Origin of the sequence: Collinsella sp. LCP19S3_C9 (assembly GCF_052121575.1) — a bacterium.
Taxonomy (GTDB): domain Bacteria; phylum Actinomycetota; class Coriobacteriia; order Coriobacteriales; family Coriobacteriaceae; genus Collinsella.
Window position 1 is genome coordinate 19,493 of the sequence record NZ_JBQKDZ010000012.1, and the last position, 20,887, is coordinate 40,379.

Annotated in this window: 20 protein-coding genes and 1 riboswitch; of the genes, 6 read left to right on the plus strand and 14 right to left on the minus strand. The window is 56.8% G+C overall.

Going from position 1 to position 20,887, the window contains the following annotated elements; genetic code table 11:
- Nucleotide 1: 1 nt before the first annotated feature.
- The 9 genes from rpmD to yqeB all read right to left on the minus strand — a co-directional run bounded on the left by rpmD (nucleotide 2) and on the right by yqeB (nucleotide 5,593).
- A complete protein-coding gene (rpmD, locus tag ACTQXI_RS06675; protein ID WP_154516067.1) occupies nucleotides 2-184 on the minus strand; it encodes a 50S ribosomal protein L30 in 183 nt (60 codons plus the stop codon).
- A 2-nt stretch (nucleotides 185-186) separates the two neighbouring features.
- Nucleotides 187-711 (minus strand): 30S ribosomal protein S5, encoded by a 525-nt coding sequence (gene rpsE / locus ACTQXI_RS06680; RefSeq protein ID WP_154516070.1) that lies wholly within the window; start codon nucleotides 709-711, stop codon nucleotides 187-189.
- A gap of 14 nt (nucleotides 712-725) precedes the next feature.
- Nucleotides 726-1,094 carry a 50S ribosomal protein L18 gene (gene rplR / locus ACTQXI_RS06685; RefSeq protein ID WP_118270231.1) on the minus strand — a complete coding sequence of 123 codons (369 nt, stop codon included), beginning with the start codon at nucleotides 1,092-1,094 and terminating at the stop codon, nucleotides 726-728.
- A gap of 75 nt (nucleotides 1,095-1,169) precedes the next feature.
- Nucleotides 1,170-1,706, minus strand: a complete 537-nt coding sequence (gene rplF, locus ACTQXI_RS06690) for a 50S ribosomal protein L6 (RefSeq protein ID WP_370450587.1) — start codon at nucleotides 1,704-1,706, stop codon at nucleotides 1,170-1,172.
- A 33-nt stretch (nucleotides 1,707-1,739) separates the two neighbouring features.
- The gene (rpsH, locus tag ACTQXI_RS06695) at nucleotides 1,740-2,138 is read right to left on the minus strand and encodes a 30S ribosomal protein S8 (protein ID WP_006235262.1); all 399 of its coding nucleotides are present in this window, start codon (nucleotides 2,136-2,138) and stop codon (nucleotides 1,740-1,742) included.
- A 119-nt stretch (nucleotides 2,139-2,257) separates the two neighbouring features.
- On the minus strand, nucleotides 2,258-2,443 hold the full coding sequence (locus tag ACTQXI_RS06700) for a type Z 30S ribosomal protein S14 (RefSeq protein ID WP_441548434.1): 186 nt from the start codon (nucleotides 2,441-2,443) through the stop codon (nucleotides 2,258-2,260).
- Nucleotides 2,444-2,522: 79 nt separating this feature from the next.
- Complete coding sequence (rplE, locus tag ACTQXI_RS06705) at nucleotides 2,523-3,080, minus strand: 50S ribosomal protein L5 (protein WP_154516073.1); 558 nt, start codon at nucleotides 3,078-3,080, stop codon at nucleotides 2,523-2,525.
- A 665-nt stretch (nucleotides 3,081-3,745) separates the two neighbouring features.
- Nucleotides 3,746-4,789: an XdhC family protein gene (locus ACTQXI_RS06710; protein ID WP_441548435.1), complete on the minus strand. Its 1,044-nt coding sequence runs from the start codon at nucleotides 4,787-4,789 to the stop codon at nucleotides 3,746-3,748.
- 9 nt (nucleotides 4,790-4,798) lie between these two features.
- Nucleotides 4,799-5,593: a selenium-dependent molybdenum cofactor biosynthesis protein YqeB gene (gene yqeB / locus ACTQXI_RS06715; RefSeq protein ID WP_441042533.1), complete on the minus strand. Its 795-nt coding sequence runs from the start codon at nucleotides 5,591-5,593 to the stop codon at nucleotides 4,799-4,801.
- Between the two features lie 102 nt (nucleotides 5,594-5,695).
- Between yqeB and yqeC the strand changes: the two genes are divergently transcribed.
- Complete coding sequence (gene yqeC / locus ACTQXI_RS06720; RefSeq protein ID WP_441548436.1) at nucleotides 5,696-6,433, plus strand: selenium cofactor biosynthesis protein YqeC; 738 nt, start codon at nucleotides 5,696-5,698, stop codon at nucleotides 6,431-6,433.
- A gap of 113 nt (nucleotides 6,434-6,546) precedes the next feature.
- On the opposite strand, the gene ACTQXI_RS06725 is transcribed toward yqeC, so the two are convergent.
- The gene (locus ACTQXI_RS06725) at nucleotides 6,547-7,137 is read right to left on the minus strand and encodes a nucleotidyltransferase family protein (protein WP_441537924.1); all 591 of its coding nucleotides are present in this window, start codon (nucleotides 7,135-7,137) and stop codon (nucleotides 6,547-6,549) included.
- A 267-nt stretch (nucleotides 7,138-7,404) separates the two neighbouring features.
- On the opposite strand from ACTQXI_RS06725, the gene ACTQXI_RS06730 reads away from it, so the two are divergent.
- The 5 genes from ACTQXI_RS06730 to ACTQXI_RS06750 all read left to right on the plus strand — a co-directional run bounded on the left by ACTQXI_RS06730 (nucleotide 7,405) and on the right by ACTQXI_RS06750 (nucleotide 11,557).
- Nucleotides 7,405-8,058: a helix-turn-helix transcriptional regulator gene (locus tag ACTQXI_RS06730; protein ID WP_441038800.1), complete on the plus strand. Its 654-nt coding sequence runs from the start codon at nucleotides 7,405-7,407 to the stop codon at nucleotides 8,056-8,058.
- 123 nt (nucleotides 8,059-8,181) lie between these two features.
- Nucleotides 8,182-8,871, plus strand: a complete 690-nt coding sequence (locus ACTQXI_RS06735) for a hypothetical protein (RefSeq protein ID WP_441548437.1) — start codon at nucleotides 8,182-8,184, stop codon at nucleotides 8,869-8,871.
- Nucleotides 8,872-9,169: 298 nt separating this feature from the next.
- Nucleotides 9,170-9,260: riboswitch (SAM riboswitch) on the plus strand.
- Between the two features lie 8 nt (nucleotides 9,261-9,268).
- Complete coding sequence (locus ACTQXI_RS06740; RefSeq protein WP_441548438.1) at nucleotides 9,269-9,691, plus strand: hypothetical protein; 423 nt, start codon at nucleotides 9,269-9,271, stop codon at nucleotides 9,689-9,691.
- A gap of 215 nt (nucleotides 9,692-9,906) precedes the next feature.
- The gene (locus tag ACTQXI_RS06745) at nucleotides 9,907-10,212 is read left to right on the plus strand and encodes a hypothetical protein (RefSeq protein WP_427717667.1); all 306 of its coding nucleotides are present in this window, start codon (nucleotides 9,907-9,909) and stop codon (nucleotides 10,210-10,212) included.
- Nucleotides 10,213-10,222: 10 nt separating this feature from the next.
- Complete coding sequence (locus ACTQXI_RS06750) at nucleotides 10,223-11,557, plus strand: hypothetical protein (protein ID WP_427717665.1); 1,335 nt, start codon at nucleotides 10,223-10,225, stop codon at nucleotides 11,555-11,557.
- Nucleotides 11,558-11,764: 207 nt separating this feature from the next.
- On the opposite strand, the gene ACTQXI_RS06755 is transcribed toward ACTQXI_RS06750, so the two are convergent.
- Genes ACTQXI_RS06755 through ACTQXI_RS06770 form a run of 4 tightly spaced genes read right to left on the minus strand, consistent with a single transcriptional unit; the run spans nucleotide 11,765 to nucleotide 20,704 of the window.
- Entirely contained in the window at nucleotides 11,765-14,797 is a 3,033-nt protein-coding gene (locus ACTQXI_RS06755; RefSeq protein WP_427717663.1) for a restriction endonuclease, read from the minus strand.
- Nucleotides 14,798-14,800: 3 nt separating this feature from the next.
- Nucleotides 14,801-16,666 carry a site-specific DNA-methyltransferase gene (locus ACTQXI_RS06760; RefSeq protein WP_427717661.1) on the minus strand — a complete coding sequence of 622 codons (1,866 nt, stop codon included), beginning with the start codon at nucleotides 16,664-16,666 and terminating at the stop codon, nucleotides 14,801-14,803.
- A complete protein-coding gene (locus tag ACTQXI_RS06765; RefSeq protein WP_427717659.1) occupies nucleotides 16,659-17,429 on the minus strand; it encodes a DUF4391 domain-containing protein in 771 nt (256 codons plus the stop codon). The genes ACTQXI_RS06760 and ACTQXI_RS06765 overlap by 8 nt, the downstream gene beginning before the upstream one ends.
- Nucleotides 17,426-20,704 (minus strand): helicase-related protein, encoded by a 3,279-nt coding sequence (locus ACTQXI_RS06770; protein WP_427717656.1) that lies wholly within the window; start codon nucleotides 20,702-20,704, stop codon nucleotides 17,426-17,428. Before ACTQXI_RS06770 ends, ACTQXI_RS06765 begins: the two co-directional genes overlap by 4 nt.
- Nucleotides 20,705-20,887: the final 183 nt, after the last annotated feature.

The window sequence follows — 20,887 nt, forward strand, 5'->3', positions numbered from 1 at the left end:
GCTACTCCTCTACAATCTCGACAAGGTGCTTGACCTTGAAGATCATGCCGCGGACGGACTCGTTGTCAGTAATCTCGCGAACCTCGCGGATCCTGTGGAGACCGAGGGCACGGACAGTACGGACCTGGTCCTGCTTGCAACCGTTGGTGCTGCGGACCTGCTTGATCTTGATGGTGTCAGCCATGCTTAGTTCTCCTTACCGACGAACATCTCGGAGACCGTCAGGCCACGGCGAGCCGCGACGTCCTCAGGGCTGGAGAGCTCCTTGAGGCCCTCGACGGCAGCCTTGATGATGTTGAGGCCGTTGTCGGTACCGAGGGACTTGGACAGGACGTTCTTGATGCCAGCAAGCTCAAAGAGGGGACGCACAGCGCCGCCGGCGATAACGCCGGTACCCTCGACAGCGGGCTTGATGATGATGCGGCCGGCACCAAAGTGGCCGATAACCTCGTGCGGAATGGTGCCCTCTTCGGTCACCGGCACGTGGAACATGTTCTTCTTGGCATCGAGAGACGCCTTGGAGATGGCCATGGGCACCTCAGCGGACTTGCCCATGCCAACGCCGACGTTGCCCTTGCCATCGCCAACGACGACGAGAGCGACGAGGCTCATGCGACGACCACCCTTGACGGTCTTCGACACGCGGTTGATGTAAACGACGCGCTCCTCGAACTCGGAGGCCTCGCGCTGCTGCTTCTGATTACGAGCCATGTGCTACATACCTCCTAGAACTCGAGACCGGCGGCACGAGCACCGTCGGCGAGGGCCTTGACGCGGCCATGGTAGATACGGCCACCGCGATCGAAGGCGACCTTGGTGATGCCGGCCTCGATGGCACGCTTGCCAACGAGCTGACCGACCTTCTCCGCAGCCTCCTTGTTCGAGGTGTGGGTGCCCTTGAACTCGGCCTCGAGGGTCGAGGCAGAGACGAGCGTCAGGCTGGAGCCCTTGCTGTCGTCGATGATCTGGGCATAGATGTTGGCGTTAGTACGGGTCACGCGAAGACGCGGACGCTCGGCGGTACCCGAGATCTTGCCGCGAACACGACGCTGACGACGCTTGAGGCCTTCCAGCTTCGCCTTATGCTTGTTCATACGTAAACTCCTAAAAAGGTTGATCTTGCCAGCACCTAACGGGGTGCTGGTCTTATGCGAGTGAGTCGGTTACGACTACTTGGCGGCCTTACCCAGCTTGCGGCGGATGTGCTCGCCAACGTAGTGGATACCCTTGCCCTTGTAAGGCTCGGGAGGACGGTGGCCGCGGATCTCAGCGGCGATCTGACCGACCTGCTGCTTGTTGATACCCTTGACGTTCACGTGGGTGTTGTCGGGAACCTCGAAGGTGATACCCTCGGGAGCCTCGACGATCACGGGGTGCGAGAAGCCCAGGGAGAACTCGAGGTTCTTGCCCTTCTGCTGCACGCGGTAACCGACGCCGGCGAGCTCGAGCTTCTTCTCGAAGCCCTCGGAAACGCCAACAACCATATTGTGGATGAGGGCGCGGGTGAGGCCGTGGCGGGCACGGGTCTCACGCTCGTCGTCGGGACGGGAAACGGTGAGGACGTTGTCCTCGATATTGATAGCGAGCTTCTCATAGACATCGAGCTCGAGCTGGCCCTTGGGGCCCTTGACGACAACGTTGTTGCCGTTGACTGCCACTTCGACTCCGGCGGGAATCTGGACAGGCTTATTACCGATACGAGACACGGTGATCTCCTTTCCTTCTACCTACCGAGCGAATTACCAGACGTAAGCGATGATCTCGCCGCCGACGTTGTGCTTGCGAGCATCGCGGTCGGTCATGACGCCATGGCTGGTGGAAATAATGGCGGTACCAAGGCCACCGCGGACGCGGGGCATGTCGGCAACGCCGGTGTACTTACGCAGGCCCGGCTTGGAAATGCGGCGGATGCCGTTGATGACCTTAGCCTTCTTGGGACCATACTTAAGCGTGATGTGCAGAGTCTTCTGGGGAACGGTGTCCTCGACATCGTAGCCCTCGATGTAGCCCTCCTCGTGCAGAACACGAGCAATCTCGACGAGCTTCTTGCTGCTCGGCATGGAGACCGTGGCCTTGTTCACAGAGTTAGCGTTACGAATGCGCGTAAGCATATCTGCGATCGGGTCTGTAAGGTTCATACAGATTCTCCTTCGTTCTTGATGAACACGTGCTCTTGGTTCTTCGCCGCCCTTAACGGCAAAGCCTAACTAGCACGTTTTCCCTGTTCCAAACGGATGCTTGAAACGCTGGTAGTGACTTACCAGCTGGCCTTCTTAACGCCGGGAAGCTCGCCCTTGAGTGCAAGCTCGCGGAAGCAGACACGGCACAGGCCGAACTTGCGGTACACAGAGTGCGGACGGCCGCAGCACTGGCAGCGCGTGTACTCACGAGTAGAGAACTTCTGCTTGCGATTGCACTTGACGATCATCGATGTCTTAGCCACTTATATCCTCCTCACATAGAGTATTGTTCGCCCCAAGCGCCGCCCCCTTGTGGGAACGGCGCTTATAGGGCAGGTGAACCTATTTCTTGAACGGGAAACCAAAGGCGTCCAGAAGGGCCTTGGCCTCCTCATCGGTGTTGGCGGTGGTCACGAAAGTGATGTCCATACCACGCTGGTGATCGACGGAGTCAAAGTCGATCTCGGGGAAGATGAGCTGCTCGGTGACGCCCATGGAGAAGTTACCACGGCCGTCGAAGCTCTTGGCGGAGATGCCGCGGAAGTCGCGGATACGGGGGATAGCGACGGAGGTCAGACGATCGAAGAACTCCCACATGCGGTCGCCACGCAGGGTAACCTTGCAGCCGATCGGCATACCAGCGCGCAGGCGGAAGGTAGCGATGGACTTGCGGGCACGGGTGATCATCGGCTGCTGGCCGGTGATGGCGCGCAGGTCGCGCACGGCACCGTCGATGGCCTTGGAATCGGTAGCGGCCTCGCCGACACCCATGTTCACGACGATCTTCTCAAACTTGGGGATCATCATGACGTTCTCGTACTGGAACTTGTCCTGAAGCTGCTGCTTGACCTCGTTGTTGTACTTGGCCTTCAGACGCGGCACATACTTCTCTTCTGCCATTGTTCACTCCTTCTTGGGGTTTTAAGCACGGGGCGTGGCCACGGTGGGTTGTCCTCGTGCCTCCTGACTGCATCCGCGCCGCTCATGGCATTTCGCGGTTTGGACTCGACGCAGCAGGAGCCGACAAAACAATCGGTACTATACGCGCATTGGGTGCGTATTTCCAGAAAAACATCGTCTGCCTGCACAACTCCACAACTCCCCCGCACAAATGGGTCCCAAAAAGCCGTTGCGGTGAAATAGGGACTGTTTGACGGCTTAACCGGCTTAAACAATCCGTATTTCACCGCAACTCATATATGGGGCGTTATTTTTGGCGAGGCAGGACCAGGTTGAGGACGACGGCGACAAGTGCGGCGACGGCAATGGAGGATCCGCCAAACCTAGGCAGCGGCCCTATGCCGCCCAACGGGCGGACATTATAGGGCATATGGCACAGGTAGCATTTTGACCCGCATGCGGCAGAGGGCTGGGGTAGCTAATTTGGGACGGGGCTCTTTTAGCTACCCAACAGTGAGCGAACGCCTCGAGATGATTTTTCTGGGACGGGGATTTAAAAATCATTGCGTACCTAATGATTTTTAAATCCCCGTCCCAGAAAAATCATCGAGCAGGCAGGGTAGCTAAAAGAGCCCCGTCCCAAATTAGCTACCTCTGGGATGCGACTAGCGCTTGCGGGGGACGAGCTTGGTGCGACGCAGATGGATCATCTCGGCGGCGATGGAGATGGCGATCTCTTCGGGATCCTCGGCCTGAATGGCAACGCCGATCGGCAGGTGTAGCTCGTCGATCTGGTCCTGCGTAAAGCCCTCCTGCTCCAAGCGAGCCCGCACAAAGGCCGTCTTGCGGCGCGAACCCAGGCAACCCAAATAGGCGGGCTTGGCGCGCAAGGCTTGAATCACCACATCGATATCGGACTTGTGGCCCGCCGTGGCGACGACTACCAAATCGCGCGGACCGATCGGGCATTGCTCGTCCAGGTTCTTGTAGTCGACCAGACGACGGTCGTAGACGCCGGGCACCCATTCGGGCGTCAGCGTGCCGGGGCGGTCATCGCACGCCACGACGGCAAAGCCCGCCGCCGTGAGCACGCGCGCCGTCGCGGCGCCCACGTGACCGCAGCCAAAGATGTAGGTCAGGCCTTCGGGGCAAAGCGTCTCGATGTGCGCCGGGGGAATCTCGGAGGCGGCGTTGGTGTAGGTGACCTTACTCCCCTCTTCCGTCAGCGAAAGCCCGGGGCAACCCACAATGGTGCGGCGCGACTCCTCGCCATGGTATTCGGCAGCGTCGCTTTCGAGCGCGCTTGCGATAAACGGTTCAAAGTCGATGACGAAGTCGCCGATGCGTCGATACGCCAAGACGTCGGCAACCGACTGGAACAACGGCGCCTGCGATGCATCCAGGTGCAGATAGCACAGGCAGATGGCTCCGCCGCAAATCATGCCGGTATCGGAGTTCTCGCTGCCCATGGTGTAGCGGACCAGGCGCGACTGCCCTGCGGCCAACAGCTCGCGCGCCTCGGCCAGCGCAAGGAGCTCAATCTTACCGCCGCCGATGGTGCCCGCTTGGCTGCCATCGGCAAAGACGGCCATCCATGCGCCCACACCGCGCGGTGACGACCCTGCCGTGCCGGCCACTACCACCAGCTCGCACGTCTTACCAGCCTTCAGAGCGCCAAGCGCAGCATTCACCACATCGAGCTTTTCCATCGTCGCTTCCTATCCCCTAAAAACGTCGGTGAACATGGCGAGCGCCTCGAGCACGCCGCCGCCGACCGACGTCGCCTTGTCCGAAATATAGTTGATATAGCTGGCATCGCCGCGTGGATCGACATCGGCGCATTTAAAGCCCTCGGTCACCAGAACGCCGTCGGCCAAAAGGCCGCGCAAGCAGCCGTCAATCTGCGTGACCATGGGCGCATCGCCCGCATACCCGATCACATCGCCGGCACTCACGATGTCGCCAATCACATGGTCGGACCTAAACACGCCGGCGGCGGGGCTGTGGATAACGCGCTCCTTGCCATAGCCGGCGATGACACCCGGCACGCCCGTATTGGGCTGGGGCGAGCCCTGGGTGATGACGCGGCCGAGGAAATGCCCGCGCATGGTCTCGACCACGGCATCGCAATCGACCGGCGCGGTAAAGCCCGGTCCTACGGCGATGACGACAGGCGCCATATCGCGCGTGGTGCCCAAGTTGCGCTTGGCCAGGATCGCGTCGACCACAGCAGCGGGCTTAAGTTCGCCGAGCATCTTGGCCTGGGGATCCACCACAACGGCAACATCTCCGGCCTGGGTAATTGCAAGCGCCTCTGCCGGCGTCTGCGCCAAGCGAGCGCGAATGCCCTCGACCTGAACCTCGCCCAGGCGAATGGCCTCGCAAAAACTGATCGTGCGACGGATACACGTGGGAACCGCGATATCGGCCATGACAACCGACACGCCGGCGCGCACCAAACGGGCGGCGACGCCCGTGGCGATATCGCCGGCGCCGCGAACATAAACGAGCATTTCCGGGGCACCTCCCTGTGCTACGGTTTGAGCAGAGCAAAAGCGGTTCGACCGCTACTCTGATGATTATTTATTATCACAGTATTATACGGCGGTGAACAGATGGAAACGACGAGCGGAAACCTTGCCTCCGCGCTCAAGCTCGAGCCGGGCATCACCGCAATTATCGGCAGCGGTGGCAAGTCGACCTTGCTCAAGGCGCTCGGCCTTGAGCTTATGCGCGCGGGCGGCCGCGTGCTCCTCTGCACCACCACGCATATGTTTCCCGTCGCCGGCGTGCCATGGGACGGGTCGAGTCGTCGCCTGGACGCCGCACCTTGGAAGCCGGGCGCCTCACATGTCCCCGGTTGCACCTGCGAGGCCTGCACGGGCCTTGCGCGGGGAAGCATCTGCCAAGCAGGTGTCTTGGACCCCGAGACGGGCAAGCTCTCTGCCCCCGCCGAGCCGCTCGGCGAGCTAGCACAGCGCTTTAACTACGTCTTGGCCGAGGCGGACGGCAGCAAGCGGCTCCCGCTCAAGGCCCACGCCGCCTGGGAGCCGGTGATTCCCTCTGGCACGGCCAACATCGTCTGGATCGTTGGCGCCTCGGGGCTCGGCAAGCCCATCAACGAAGCCGTCCACCGCCCCGAGCTCTTTTGCGAGCGTTGCGGCTGCGAGCTCACCGATACCGCCACGCCCGAGCGCGTCGCCCAGGTGCTCAATGCCGAGATGCAGGCGCTGAGGCTCGACGCCGCGCACGTCATACTCAACCAAGTCGACGCGCTCAGCGACCCCACGATGGCCGACCGCTTCGAGGCTGCCCTCGGCCGCCCCATCGTCGCCACCAGCCTCCAGGGGTAGCTAATTTGGGACGGGGCTCTTTTAGCTACCCCATGTTGAGAGAAAAATCATCAGGTAGGCAGGGTAGCTAAAAGAGCCCCGTCCCAAATTAGCTACCCTGGCGGCACCCCCTGCTAGCGAGGCGCGTAGCAGGCCGCAACGTGTTCTGAGACGCGGCGCTGGCCCTTGGCGGTATCGACGTCCCACAGCTCGTAGGCACGCGCCTCGACCAGCACCACGTCGGTGCGGTTCTTGAGAATCGAACCGCCGCCGTCCTTGCCCTCAAGACACATAAGCGCATCGAACAGTTCCGCCGGAAAGAGCACCGGGCTCGAAGGCTCACCGTTGCACGCGAGACGTACCGGATGCTTGCTGCCACACTCGTCAAACGCGCGAACCATGGCCTCAAAGGAATCAGAACTCACGAGCGGCTGGTCGCCCGGCAAAAAGAGGCAACCTTTCCAGTTGTGATCGACTCCCCACGAAAGGCCCGCACGGACGCTTTCGCTGCGCAGCTCGCCATCATGCAGCACGCACGGGCAATGCTTGTCCTCGCAAATCTGAGCAACCTCGGGCCAACGCGTCGAAACCACAACGTCAAAGCCCCGGGGAACCGAATCGATGGTCCGGGCAATCAGCGGCTCGCCATAGATATCGGCAAGCATCTTGTTAGAGCCAAACCGCTTGCCCTCGCCCGAAGCCATAATGACGCATCCAAGTTTCATGGCGATACCTCCCCAGAAGCCATCGTACCCATAACGCGCGTCGCGGGGCATCTACATCGAAAGCGCTTATCCCGCACGCCCACGATGCAAAAAGGGGGCACCCCGCCGGTTGGCAGAGCGCCCCCTTTACATGGTTTACCTCAACCCGGCTTTAGGCCTGGAACCAACGGGCGGTGTTTCGCTCATAACGCTGCGACGCTTTCGTTATTTGCGAACAAGTGGGGTTTATGGCAAAGTGTGCCCAAACTAATTTTTAGGAAGGCACCCATGACCCCCGCACAGATTGAGTTTTTTAAGCGCCTTGCACACGGCCTGGCGCTCCAGTTTGGCCCCAACTGCGAAGTCGTCGTCCACGATCTGGAGACCGAGGACGTGGACCACTCCATCGTAGTGATCGAAAACGGCCATGTAAGCGGACGCAAACTGGGTGACGGTCCCAGCCATATTGTGTTTGAGTCCATGCACGAGGACACCACCGACGTACACGACCGCGAGCCATACCTCACCAAAACCGCCGATGGCAAGCTGCTTAAGTCCTCGACCATCTTTATCCGCAACGACGAGGGCAAGCCTGTCGGCATTTTGGGCATTAACTTTGACATTACGCTCATGAAAGCTTTTGAGCGCTCGCTCGATGCCTTTACCGGCACCGACGGCACGGGCTACACCGAGCCCGAGCCCATTACCAAAACCATCGGCGACTTGCTCGAAGATCTGCTGCGCGAGTGCGAGCAATACGTGGGCAAGCCCGCAGCCCTTATGACCAAAGATGAGCGCATTCGCGCCATTGGCTACCTCGACCGTCGCGGCGCCTTCCTCATTTCCAAGTCGAGCGAGCGTGCCTGCGAGTTCTTTGGCATCTCTAAGTACAGCTTCTATAGCTACCTCAACGAGGCCAAGGCGGCGGCCGGCGACAAGTAGGCAACTCGGCCGGATCGCCCTCCCCTTTTGGGCGTGAGTTCTGGAATGCACGAATCCGAGAGTCGGCCGCAAGGCAAGTTCCATATAATCGATGAGATAGACGGTTCGAAAGGATGGAACAAGATGGGGTCGAGCAACGCATCACGCAACGACCGCGGAGGCTTCGCTTCTGCCGCCAGGCATGCGAAACGCGTGTTTGACGAGGGCGAAGACGATCTGTTTGCGTTGAGCCTCGACGACGTGATGAGCGATCGCCCTTGGACCGCCGACGAGCACATGAGCGGCAAAACCCATTCGGCAGGCGATCCTTCCGAGACGGCATCGTTTATCGCCGCGGCGCAGCATCTTGCGCCCGAACCGCCCATTGCAGATCTCGACGACTTTGCGACCCGTCAGCTCGCCTTCGATTCCTGGGCTGATGCCGATCTGGACGAAACATCTGCCGGCGCGCCGACGCTCGGCGAGCCGGTAAATCCACTTGTCGCCGCGTCCGCTTCCGAATACGAGCCGGACGACCATGCGCAAGCTATGCCCACATCCTCATACACCGATAGCCACACTGATAACGACGATTATTATGGCGACTACTACGCCGCAGAAGAGGCGCCGCGCTTTTTGGATTTCAATCCAGTAGCAAAGATTATCTTTATAGCGATCGTCGTAGTGCTGCTTGGCGTAATCGCATTTGAGGGATTCCAGCTGTTCCGCAGCCCCGTCGAGTCCGAATCGGCAACGCAGCAAAAAGAGGACGAGAGCAACGACTACCTCGACGTCAACAACCTCAAGGGCGACCCCAACGACGGGGACGAGTAGCGAGGGCTGAGGGCGGCTGAAGCGTCCATATGTAGCACCAGATTCTACGTGCTGTTTTGTTATCCAGTTACACTTTTCCAGATGTTGAGACCGTCAGATTCGACACTTTTCCGTACTTTTGAGGTGCCGATTTCGACACTTTTCCGTACTTTTATAACGCATATTTCGACACTTTTCCGAATGTTGGCCGAATAATTGCCGCGTAATCAAGCGCCGTCTGCACATCATTTCGCAGGCGGCGCTTGATTATTGTCCGCGCGCGCTGATAGACTCCATCGTGCCCGCAAGGAGCGGGCGCGTTTTATCCAGAGTCGGGGTAGAGAGTTGGCTCCACGATCCCGACGCCAACCGGCCAAGAGGCACGGTGGCCCTGCCAACATCGATGAAAGGAGTCCGTATGGACAATTTCTCCGTGCGCAGTGAGCGCAACTTCCACAACCTGGCAGCCAAGCCAAAACGAATACATCTTCTGGACAAGCCGAACGGCCATGCCTCGGCCATGGTCAAGAGCAGTCTCTCCCACCAGATGCGCTTTACGGTACAGAAGCTCGAGGAAGAGCTCTGCGCCGCCGGCAATCCGCACGTACTGCAAATCAAGCTGCTCGGAGACGACTCGCGCGAGCCGTCGAGTTGGAAGTTGTTTGCAGACGGCATGTGCGTTGCGGACGGATCTGGCGCCTTTGCCCGCGAGTGCTTCTACGAGGAAGCCGAGGTATTCCTGGACCTGTGCCGCGACGCCGTGCGCGCGGCCGAACTGCGCCAGTGGAGCCAGAGGGAGTACGAGCTGCTGAGTGCGGCGCGCGGGATTGCGGGGGTTTAGAGACAGAGCGGTGGCGTTATCGAACTGTCGGCGCCGCCGCCTCACCAATTAAGCTGAAAGCAATCCACTCCACGTGAGCTCTGCAAGTATATCCAAACCGCCGAACACTCACCGATCGCCATCGATCGCCCCCAATGAGCCGGCAACTGAGTCAGTGGCACAGGGTTCAAGGTAAAATGTGTAAACGGATTCAGTCATTGCCAGGGAGCGAGTCGATGGGATCATTTTTCAATAAAGCACTCCAGTTCCTGAGCAAGAACTGGAAGAGGATCGTCACACCACTTGGCACCCTTGCTGCGGGCCTCTTCCTCGGAAAAAGCCTAGAGAAGCACGAAGCAGAGAAAGAGTTTTCGAAGCTTCAAAAAATAATCAGGAAGCAAGAAGCCAAACTCATAGCGCTTGAGTCAATACAGAAGAAAAGTTTCAGAGATAAAAGAAAGATACGAGAACTCGAAACAAAAATCAGAAAGCTCGAGATACAGAAGGAATCGCTTTCGAAAAACGCCGAGGAACTAGATTGAGAGATCTCCCATGTTTAGGAAAAAGAAGGGCCCGCATAGGGAAATCGAAGAGATCCTCCTAGATCATGAGAATCGCATCGCTACACTCGTGGCAAATGCTGAGCTTCTCGAAGAGACAAATGTGGAAGATAGCCTCACTCCCGAGGATGAAACTGGGGCCGAGGAATACACATCGTCACTCATTGTCGTTCCAACCTGGAATGATATGGCAACACAAGCGAACAAATCCGTTTCGGAAGACGATAGACTCGACAGCCTCCTGACACAGTCAGACTGTGACGAAGTTGACAGCAAACTCGCCGCTCTAAATGAGGAATTCGCCGCACAGCATCGCCTTGACAAGTTTGACATCGGCATTGCAGTGATGTCGGGAATTCTAGCTGCCGCAGTGGACATGTTCCTAGTCGGCGTTCCCGCTAGAACTCATGAACAGGGCTTACGAGCACAGCCCCTTGAGAACTACGTCCGCGACCAGTTTAAGAAATGGCTTCCCGAAGACGAAATGAAGAAGCTCTCCGCAACGCCCGTAGCAAAGGTCCCGTATGACGCACAATATAATGCCGGCTTTACCGAAACGTGGGTTGAAGGACTATACCCTACGATGCACAGGCTCTACTCGCTAGGCCATGACCCGCTGCTGGGTTTTGTAGTGGGCGTGGGAGACATCCTCAACGGAACCATTACCACCGTCGACAAGACCGGCAACGTAGTAGTTCAACAAATTGGCAGATACACAGATCGCAAGGCATCGACCGTTGCCGAAGCCCTCATCAGGCAGTTCATCCATCTCAAAACCGATGTGAACACCGCCATGGGTCTCCCGGCGCCCCTCATGGGGCTGTTCAATATTATGCAGTTTGGCGAACTTGGGACAGAGAAGCAAACAGTCGCTGAGATTGTCCAAGGCATGTACTACGAAGGCTACGACTTCGAACACTTCTGCGCACAGAGCATCCCCACCATGCTCGCCGAGATCGCGGTGCGAGCCTCATACTTCTCCAAACGAATCCATGAGGGGCATAGCGTGAAGGAGTCCATCCCGTTCTCCAAGAACAGGGAGAAACATCCTAAGCTCGCCACCATGCTGTTCCTGGCACATTCAGTTGCCGCGGGTATCGATGCTGGCAGGATATACTTCTCGAAGAATCCAATGGAGCTCAGCTACCCTGAGATGGCTACCTTCGCCGTTTACGCCATGGGGCAGCTGAAGTGGTCTTTGGTGAAGAAGCCCAATCTCAGACACAAGCACATCATGCAAGCACTTGATCTCGAGCTGCAGGAGATTGCGAAATCATCCGAAGAGAGGCTTGAGGATATGGAGGATTTTGAGTTCATCTTCGCTTAAAACTAGAAGTTGAACCCTCCCGTCCCATTCATGCCGAAAGCCCTTCCAGCCCATTAGCCGCATAAGACCGATGCCCCTCGCAGTCTAGCCTTCTTCCTGATACTACGCACACAAGATTGCAATGGTGCGAGCGAAACTTGAAATCACAACCGAACGTCCACGATAGGGGGGGGCGTTGAAGATGGTTCTTCAGCGCCCCCTCAATACTTACGAGCGATATGTCGTCTTTACGTTGTAGAAGAAGTCAGGTTCCCAAATGGCTTCGAAGTGCTTCTCGGCACAATTGATCTTACCCTGCTCGGTCGGGCGCGTATGGATATCGTTGTTTCCGCCGCCCTTAGTCTCGGTAACAAAATACACGCGATGTTCGCCCTCGATCTCTTGCACGTAGGCCCAATCGGGGTTGTAGGCTCCTAACGGCGTATCGATCTTAAAGCTGCTCGGCAGCTTGGCAAACACCTTGATCTCCTCGGCCTGATCAAGTTCAACGGCAAACGGCTTCTCAACCGACGACGAGTCGTAGACAACGTAGTTGTATAGACTCTTGTGGTGCGCGGACTCCCAAGCGTTCTGGCCAACATAGGCCTTAAGATCACCAGGGTCCAAATCTTTCATCGTGTACCAATCTTCCTCGGGCAGCTTGGTGTACTTAATGCCCTTGGCAATTGCCACGGCCTTAACCTTGTTCACCTTAGAAGCCACCTGGGCTAGGAACAACGCGGGATTGAGAGCAAACTCGTCATAGCGGCCACAACCCTCAAGAATGCGCTTGATGGTAGCACGGGTAAGACCGACGGCATCCTGCAGCTCCGCGATAGGATCGGGCAAGTCATACACTGCGCGACCCGCCGTTCGCACGAGCGCGGTCGAGCGCGCCTCGGCATTCACTCCAGCTGTATCTACGGTCAGATCCGCACGCGTGCTCAGGATTTCAGGCGCCTTCACCTCAGGCATCTTGGCAATCTCCTCGCACGCGTCCTCGACCAGCTTGTCGGAGTCCACATCGACCTCAAAGCGTGTGCGTTTGCGAATGCGCTCCCAAAGCTCCTGGAAAGCAGGGTTGGCAGTCACATCCTTGCAGAGCTTAACCTCAACCTCTTTGGCCTTGTCGCGAATCTGCAGCTTCTGAGCCTTCTTGAGGATAATGCGCTCAACCTCGGTCTTAACGTTTTCCAGACCCTCGGGAACAGGGACACTACCCTGCTCGGCCGCCTGCTTGAGCTCGGGTGTAATCTTGCCCTTATCATCGATGAGCCCCTGGTCCTTAAACGAGTCGAAGACGGCCTTAGACTTCTGGAAGCCCAAGAGCTCCTCGGTTCCGTCCTCGCGTTCCACCACGACATTCGAGAAAGACTCAGCGGTGAGAATGCCAAACTTGTAGCCATCCTCCTCAAACTCAGACTGCAAGCCATTGGCAAACGAGTCATAGCTCTCGTTTGCGATGACAGTCAGTACGTTCACGCCTTCGTCATAGCAGCGCTCACCATTCTGATCTACGCACAAACGAAGACCGCGACCGATCTTTTGGCGCTTAGTCAGCTTGTCCTTGGTCTCCACCAGCGTGCAGATCTGGAACACGTTAGGGTTATCCCAGCCCTCCTTAAGGGCGGAGTGGCTCCAGATAAACTGGATACGTTTCTTTGCGCGCGTCTCGTCGTCATCGCCGTCCGCAGGGAAGGAAAGTAGCGTCTCCTTATCACGCATGATAGTCTCGAAGGTCGAGATGTCAGCAGCCGAGGACGCCGCGTCGGACGTATTCTTAAGATGCCCCTTGCCGTCCTGCGAGAAGTAGCCCGAATGTACCGCAGTAGCATCCGTATCCAATTTCACGCCAGCTTCGGCATAGCGCTTGCGCCACTTGGGCGAATTCACCGCTGCGGTATATTCCTCCTCGAACATCTGCGCATACTCGCCGTTTCGCACCGGATCATACAGGCGGTACTTCTCAACCTTGTCGATAAAGAACAGCGAAAGTACCTTGATGCCGCGCGGGGCAAGCTCGAGCTGACGCTGCAGATGGTCCTCGATGGTGCTCTTGATTTGCGCGCGCTTGATAGCTTCGGCCGCAACATCACCAACGGCCTGACCAAGCTCGATGTGTTCGCCGTTCTGGAACTCGACCCATTCGTCGCCAGCAGCGGCGGAGATGTTATTCACAATCCAGCCGGCCTCATAGTCGGCATTCTCGCCGCTCTTGTTAAACAGGTTGTCACCCGTCTTGACGTTTACCTTTTTGCGCTTCTGAGAACCATCCTTCTGGCGCACATCAATTGTCAGCTTAGCCGTAATGGGCGAGGCAATCTTTGTAGACTCAAGCCTCACATACGAGCCATTCAGGTCCTCCTGCGAGAGCACCGAATCGACGGTGATGCCCTTGACCAGTCCGCGTTGAAAGGCGTCGACAGGCGTCAAGCGATAAACCTTGTTATATGCCTCCTTGTGGGTTGCCGAATAACGCAACACGAACAGCGGATTCAGGCTTCGGATAGCCTTTTTGCGTTTAGCTGTAGAGTCAACGCTCTGCGGCTCGTCGATTATGACGATAGGATTGCATGAGCTTACAAGCTCGCGCGGACTTTGTCCACCGATGAGCCTTTCGCTCGGACGGTGGAACAGGTTACGCTTATCCCGACCACCGGTGGGCCCGGCGATCTCATCGTCATCGAAGTCGTTATCTTTGTCGAAGGCACCGATATTAATGATCATCACTTGGATGGAGCTCGAGGTGGCAAAGCTACCCACCGGCCCCATGTCTTTGGAGTCATAGACGAAGCACTCGAGCGGTGCCTTGTCATAGAGCATGTCGAAGTGCTTCTTGGTGCTCTCGAAGCTCTTCTTAACGCCCTCGCGAATGGCGACACTCGGCACCACGATAATGAACTTGGTCAGCCCATAGCGACGATTGAGCTCGTAGATAGTGCGAATATAGACATAGGTCTTGCCCGTACCGGTTTCCATTTCGACGGTAAAATCGCGCAGATGCCCGTCAGTAGCAACGCTCGACGGAGCGAGCGCGTTACCTTCTTGGATCACATGCAGGTTACGCTCGAGCTGGGCCGCCGAGAGCCGAAGGCCGTTGGCATGGCCCACCTGAGTAACCTGTCCCTCCAGAATGCCGGTACCCATCTCCGCAACGAAGTCAGAGTCCATAAACTCCTGGCCTCGAAACAAATCACAGACGGCGTTGACGGCCTCGACCTGGTGCTCCTGATCAGCGGAATATTTTATTTCCAAAGCCATGCGTTACACCGTCCTCAGCTGTACCTCGTAACCGGCCCGTTCCTCCACACGCCTAAACGCCTGGACGGCATTGAGCTTGAGCGTATCGGTAAGGATCGAGTCGCGCATGAGCACACGGCGCGGCTCCATGTCGGCAATAGCATCGAGCGCTTCCATGGTAAGGCCGTCCGCCAGACAGCACACAAGCTCGCCACAAGCGACAGAATATACGGGATAGCCGGCAACTTCCTCCTTCTCGACGGGAAGCGTGAGTTCGAGTCCCCATTTGAGCATCATCTCAAAGACGATATCCATATCGGAACGGTCGGGCTTGACCACGTCAAGGACAAGCTGCCCGGGTTGGGGCTTTTCGATGCCAGAATTATCGAGCGAAAACACGCGGAAACCGATGTCAGGCAGCTTCTTAGACTCCTCGCCAAGTTTAAGCTGAACGTTGGCATCTTCAATCTCGGCCTTGATCTTATCGCCTGCACGACGGATGCGCTCTTCACCGATATCGCAAAGGGTGGCATAGCCGTCCTTGAAGGCATCGCGGCTTGAGCAATTTGGTTCAGGAAGCTGAACCATGATGTACTTACGATTACCGCCATCTTTAGTATTTAAATTCATAGCTGCATGTGCAGTAGTCGCAGAACCCGAGAAAAAGTCAACAACGATGCAATCTTGGGTCGTATACAGTTCAAGACATCTTTCTAGCAGCTTAACCGGCTTTGGGTAGTCAAAGTATTTCTTACCGTCAAACATCTTTGCTAGTTTTTGAGTGGCGGCCTGAGAATGATCGACTTCCTCGTATTTCCAAATCGTCATCGGAGTAACGCCGGTCTTGCGCAATTCAGAGAGAAAGCGTTTCATAGCGGGAACGTTATCCCCTTTTGGACCAAACCATATTCGATTGTCCTGGAGCCTTTCCCGAAACGCAGTTCGGGAAAGCCTCCAGCTGCGCCCAGCTGGAGGCTTTACAAGACGCCCAGAGGGCGTCTTAATCTCGTAAATGTTCTCTTCAACTGCGGGGCCAACTGACAAATCGCTCGCTTTCCAAACACCCCGCGGATCGTTGTCTGGGTTTGCATATCGATTATTCGCTTCATCGCTTCTTGCGATACCGTTGCAAATCGCAATTTCTACGTTCTTTGCATAGCAAAGAACGTAGTCATGAGACGGAGAAAAATGCTTCATTAAATTGATAGGAGAATAAGCTCTTTCCCATACAACCTGAGCTAGGAAATTAGTCTCCCCGAATACCTCATCGCAAATGATGCGTAAATTGCGGTCCTCATTGTCATCGATGCTAATAAAGATGACACCATCTTCGGTTAGAAGTTCACGGGCGAGTCTCAGCCGGGGATACATCATCGAGCACCAGTCGCTGTGGTAGCGACCGCTCGTATCGGCGTTGGACTGGTTGGCCAACCCTGCCTGCTTCTTGTAGTTTTCGATCGTGTCGCCGAACTTGTCTTTGTAGACGAAATCCTTACCAGTGTTATAGGGTGGATCGATATAGATCATCTTGACCTTGCCGTGATAGCCGCTCTGCAGCAGTTTCAGCACCTCAAGATTATCGCCTTCGATATAGATGTTGTCAGAGTCAAAGCTGCCGTCCTCGCCATCGCGGCCACGGCTCTTCTCAACGCAAGGGCGCAACGTGGCAGTGCTCGGCGTTTGCGACTGACGAATGGCGTCCATCTTGCCAGGCCAGGTAAAGGCGTAGCGCTCCTGGCCCTCGTCGACCTCGTCACCAAGCTCCAAGCGCAGCTTGTCAAAGTCGATACCGCTCTCAGTGAATACCTCGGGCATCAACTCCTTAAGACGCGCAAGGCGGTCTTCCACGAGGTCTTCGGACTCGAGACTCATCTTCTCGATCTTAGCCATTGCAGATCTCCTTTATCTCGTCGGTCGTCTGACCGAGCTCCTTTTCCAGCTTTTTGAGCTCCATACGCAGATGCGCAGATTCATTCAGGGTCAATTCCCGATCGCGGCGTCGTCGCTTGGTGTCCTCTACTTGGGAGGCAAGCGCATCTCTCCGCGCCACCAACCCCTCCAGACGCTCATAATCCTGTTCCGCGCACGTCGGAAAGAATCCTAGAGACGGAACCGCGCGTGAAAGTCGCACTGCCCAGGCAATGCTGCGCAGATAGACCAGAAGATTCACCTGTGGCAATTGCTCAAACGCGAGTGCATCCAAAAACGGTGCATACCGTGTGTCACCAGGATCGAATGCCCCCGTTGACTCAACGTCATCAATCACCATGGCACCCTGCTCAGCAAGGCTCTTACGCGTCGTTGCCAGCGAAATGCAAGCCTCGTCCTCGCCGCCAAACAGAATCACCGTCGGATTGGGGAAACACTTGTGGACGAGCCTTGCCACTTCGGCATAAGCCGCCCCACGAGACAGCTCGCACCGAAGGATGAGCACGCTTTGAATATCGTGTTCATCATCTTGAACGGGTGCGATGCGCGTCGTGGACTTTTGCACGGTGGCAAAGTGTGTAAGCACGGCTACACGATCAAGCACTTTCTGCTCGGTCTTTGTAAGCTGAGCTTGGCGCGTGAGTACCGTCTTGGGTATGCGTCTATCGCCCGCCAGAGCGGCATCGGGCAAACAGAACACGTCGTTCCAGTCAAAACCTCTCATCGCAACACCGCAAAACTGATCAGCGAGTAATCGTCGAAGCCAAGGCTCGTGCCCGTTCCCACTTCGCCCAGCGAGAACAGGCTCTCAATGCCCTTGTCCTGCTGCACGCCGCTAATGGTGGCAACCACTTTGTCCAAAAGCTCGGTATAAGCCCCCATACGCTCGCCGTCGCGCGTCTCACGGTTAAAGTCGCGACACAACTCCGCAATTGGCTCGGATTCACCCGCACAACAGGCGCGCATCATATCGAGTGCATGCTTGGGCTGTGTATGTTTGGTCAACACATCGCCGTCGGCCGATACGTACACCACGTAATACGGGAAGGTAGGATTCGTGTCCTTGGGGTTCGCATTCTCATCGTTTTGCGCCAAACAGAACACCACGCCCGGCGCCACGGATCCACGCAGTTCATCGGGAATGCGCGCCACCGCATGCATACCAGCCGGCGAGTTTTCTAAAAGACCCGGGTGCTCCTTTTCGTAGCGCTGCAATTCAACACGAAAATCATCAAAGGCGAAGTCAGTGATCGAGATGCCGCCTGAAATATCCTCTAGGTCCAGCACCTCGCTCTTGAGCTGCTGAAGTTGCTGGCGACGATACTTGAGGTCGTTCATCTCGCCCGTCGCTTTGGACTCCAGCACGTTCTCCTCGCCGGTGGCTGAGGCGTCGAGCAAGGCCATACGACCCTTTACGCGACTCTCGAGCTGAATGTACTCATCGAGCGCAATGTCGGGCCAAAAGTCCACCAGCTGAATTTGCGTGTTGGTGGAGCCCAAACGGTCGATACGACCAAAGCGCTGGATAATGCGCACCGGATTCCAATGAATGTCATAGTTAACGAGACAGTCGCAGTCCTGAAGATTTTGGCCCTCGGAGATGCAGTCCGTGGCAAAGACAACGTCGATTTCACCAGCGGCGAGAGACGCCTCGGGCAGCTCCTTGGAGCGCGGGCTAAAGTACGCCAGGATGTTCTCGAAGGTGGTGCGGCGCAACTTAAGCGAATAGGTGCGGTTTGCGCTGCCGGCAACCTCGGCGCACTCGAGGCCGAGTTCGTTCTTAAGACGAGGCGATAGCTGCTCAAATAGATAGTCCGCCGTGTCCCCAAACGCCGTGAATACGAGCACTTTGCGGTTGCCGGGGTTGTAGGGGTTATTGACCTTATCGACTATAAACTTGTAGAGCTCATCCAACTTAGCATCGCGCTCAGGCGTTACGGCATTGGCATAGTCGAGTAGGCGGCGCAGCACGGTGATATCAAAGTCCAGATCGCTGCCCAGACGCAAGGCATCGACATCGCGCAGGTCGACGCGCACCTTGCCACCGCGCTCGATTTCCTCGGCATCATCGTCGTCCATGCCATCCTCGATGCCCGCCGCATCATAGCTTCCCGCTCCCATGGCCGCAGGGTCATCGAGCCGCGCGCGAAGCTCCTCGCATCCCACCAGGATGCGCGAGAGCGTGATTCGGAAACTGTTAACCGAAGATTCCATTCGCTTGAGCACGTTTACGCGCATAAGGTTGGCAACAGCACCCGTACGGTGGACCTGGCTCTCAAAGTCCTTGCCCCAGGTGTCGCCGTAACGATCCTCGTACTTACGACGCTTATCGCTGCGTACATAAGAAAGCAACTGATACTGCGCAAACGTGAGCTGAGCGATCATGTCATTGAGCTCAGCGATAGGAGGAAGCTCCCCCGCCAAATCGATTGGCGTGGTAATAGAGAGGGGCTTGCGACGCTGCGGGAACGTACCCGAAGCGGCGCCATAGTACTTAGAGATATGCTTGCGGCTGCGCGCGATGGTAAGCACGTCGAGCAGCTTAAAGTAATCGGCGTTGACGGCGTTGACGAAGCTCTCGGTGGTGCGCTCGGCATCGTCGAGCTTGCTCCACTCGTTGAAGCGCGCTTGTGCTGTACGGCACACCTGAGTAATCGACTCAATACCATCAGTATCCGCCAGATACGCATCATCGCCCTCGGTGATGAGCTCAATCTGGTTGCGCAGATCCAGCAGGCGATTGTTCACAGGCGTAGCCGAGAGCATCAGCACCTTGGTGCGCCGTCCACTCTTAATCACATCCTCAATGAGGCGTGTGTAACGGTCCTTTTTCTCGGAATCCGTGCTCTTGTTACGGAAGTTATGGCTCTCATCGATCACCAGCAGGTCATAGTGGCCCCAGCGTAGGTGCTCCAGGTCGACATCGCCGCTCATGCCCGCATAACGGGACAGATCGGTGTGATTGAGTACGGTGTAGTTAAGACGATCGTCCGCCAACGGGTTGCGGTCATCGTTATCTTGCGTCCACAGCGTCCAGTTATCGCGCAAGCGTTTAGGTGCCAGTACCAGAATGCGGTCATTGCGTTCCTGGTAGTACTTAATAACGGCGAGTGCCTCATAGGTCTTACCCAAACCAACGCTGTCCGCAATGATGCAGCCCTTGTACTTCTCGAGCTTTCGGATGGCGCCCACCACGGCGTCCTTTTGGAAGTCGTAGAGCTTGTTCCAGACAACGGACTCCTCAAACTTAAGGCCGGGCCTCAAATCGTTATCTTCGTCGGAAAGGTAATCGCGGAACAAGTGGTAAAGCGTAAGGAAATAAACGAACTCGGGCGGATTCTCACGATAGAGCGTGCCTACCTGCGCCGCCACCTCATCGGTAACATCGGCGACCATCGCAGGCTTATCCCAGACGGACTCAAACATCGCCTTTAGGCCGGCAGTTTCCGTCGCGCCCTCGTAGTGGCTTACGCCCATTACGGTGTTGGGGCGGCGCTCGTAACCAAGTCCTTCCTGGGTAAAGTCAGCGGCGGCACCCATGAAAGCATGGTCGTCGCCATTGGGGTTCTCGACTATATAGGTGCCTCCGGGCTGAATTGCCCCGTTCATCTTGGCAGATTGAAACTCGCACTTAGCGCGCACCCATTCGGCGCACTCACGGGCAATGGCGCGTTGATTGAGATTGTTGCGCAGCGTGAGCTCGAGACCCAAGCCGCCCACGCCACGCTCGCGCGAGCATTGCGATATGGCAAACTGGCGTGGATCCTTATCGGTGGCCATGCGCTTAACGAACGTAGGTTCGCTAAAGAGAAAACGCACTGAGTCAAGCTTCTCCAGCTCTTCTTTGAGCTCAGAGAAAGCAAAGACCGTAAAGTAACTGCTGATGATTGAAAGCTTGGCGCCCTCATCGATGGATTTAGCGAGTGCGTCTCCCAGACGATTGCGTCCGACGTTATCGAGAAACTCCATCAGCACACCGTCCTTAAGACGGCGTGCCAAGCTATTTCATTATTGACCGAGAGGGAACGCCCGCTTCGGAGCGCCTCCCCCCGAAATTTATCCGCAGGCATATCCACGAAGTACACTCCAGGTTTAATTGCTATTGGTTCAGGACGCAGGGCCCTTTGCTAAAACTTTATCCATTGTCTCCCAACTATAGAAGAGCGTCAGGACATTTTCGGC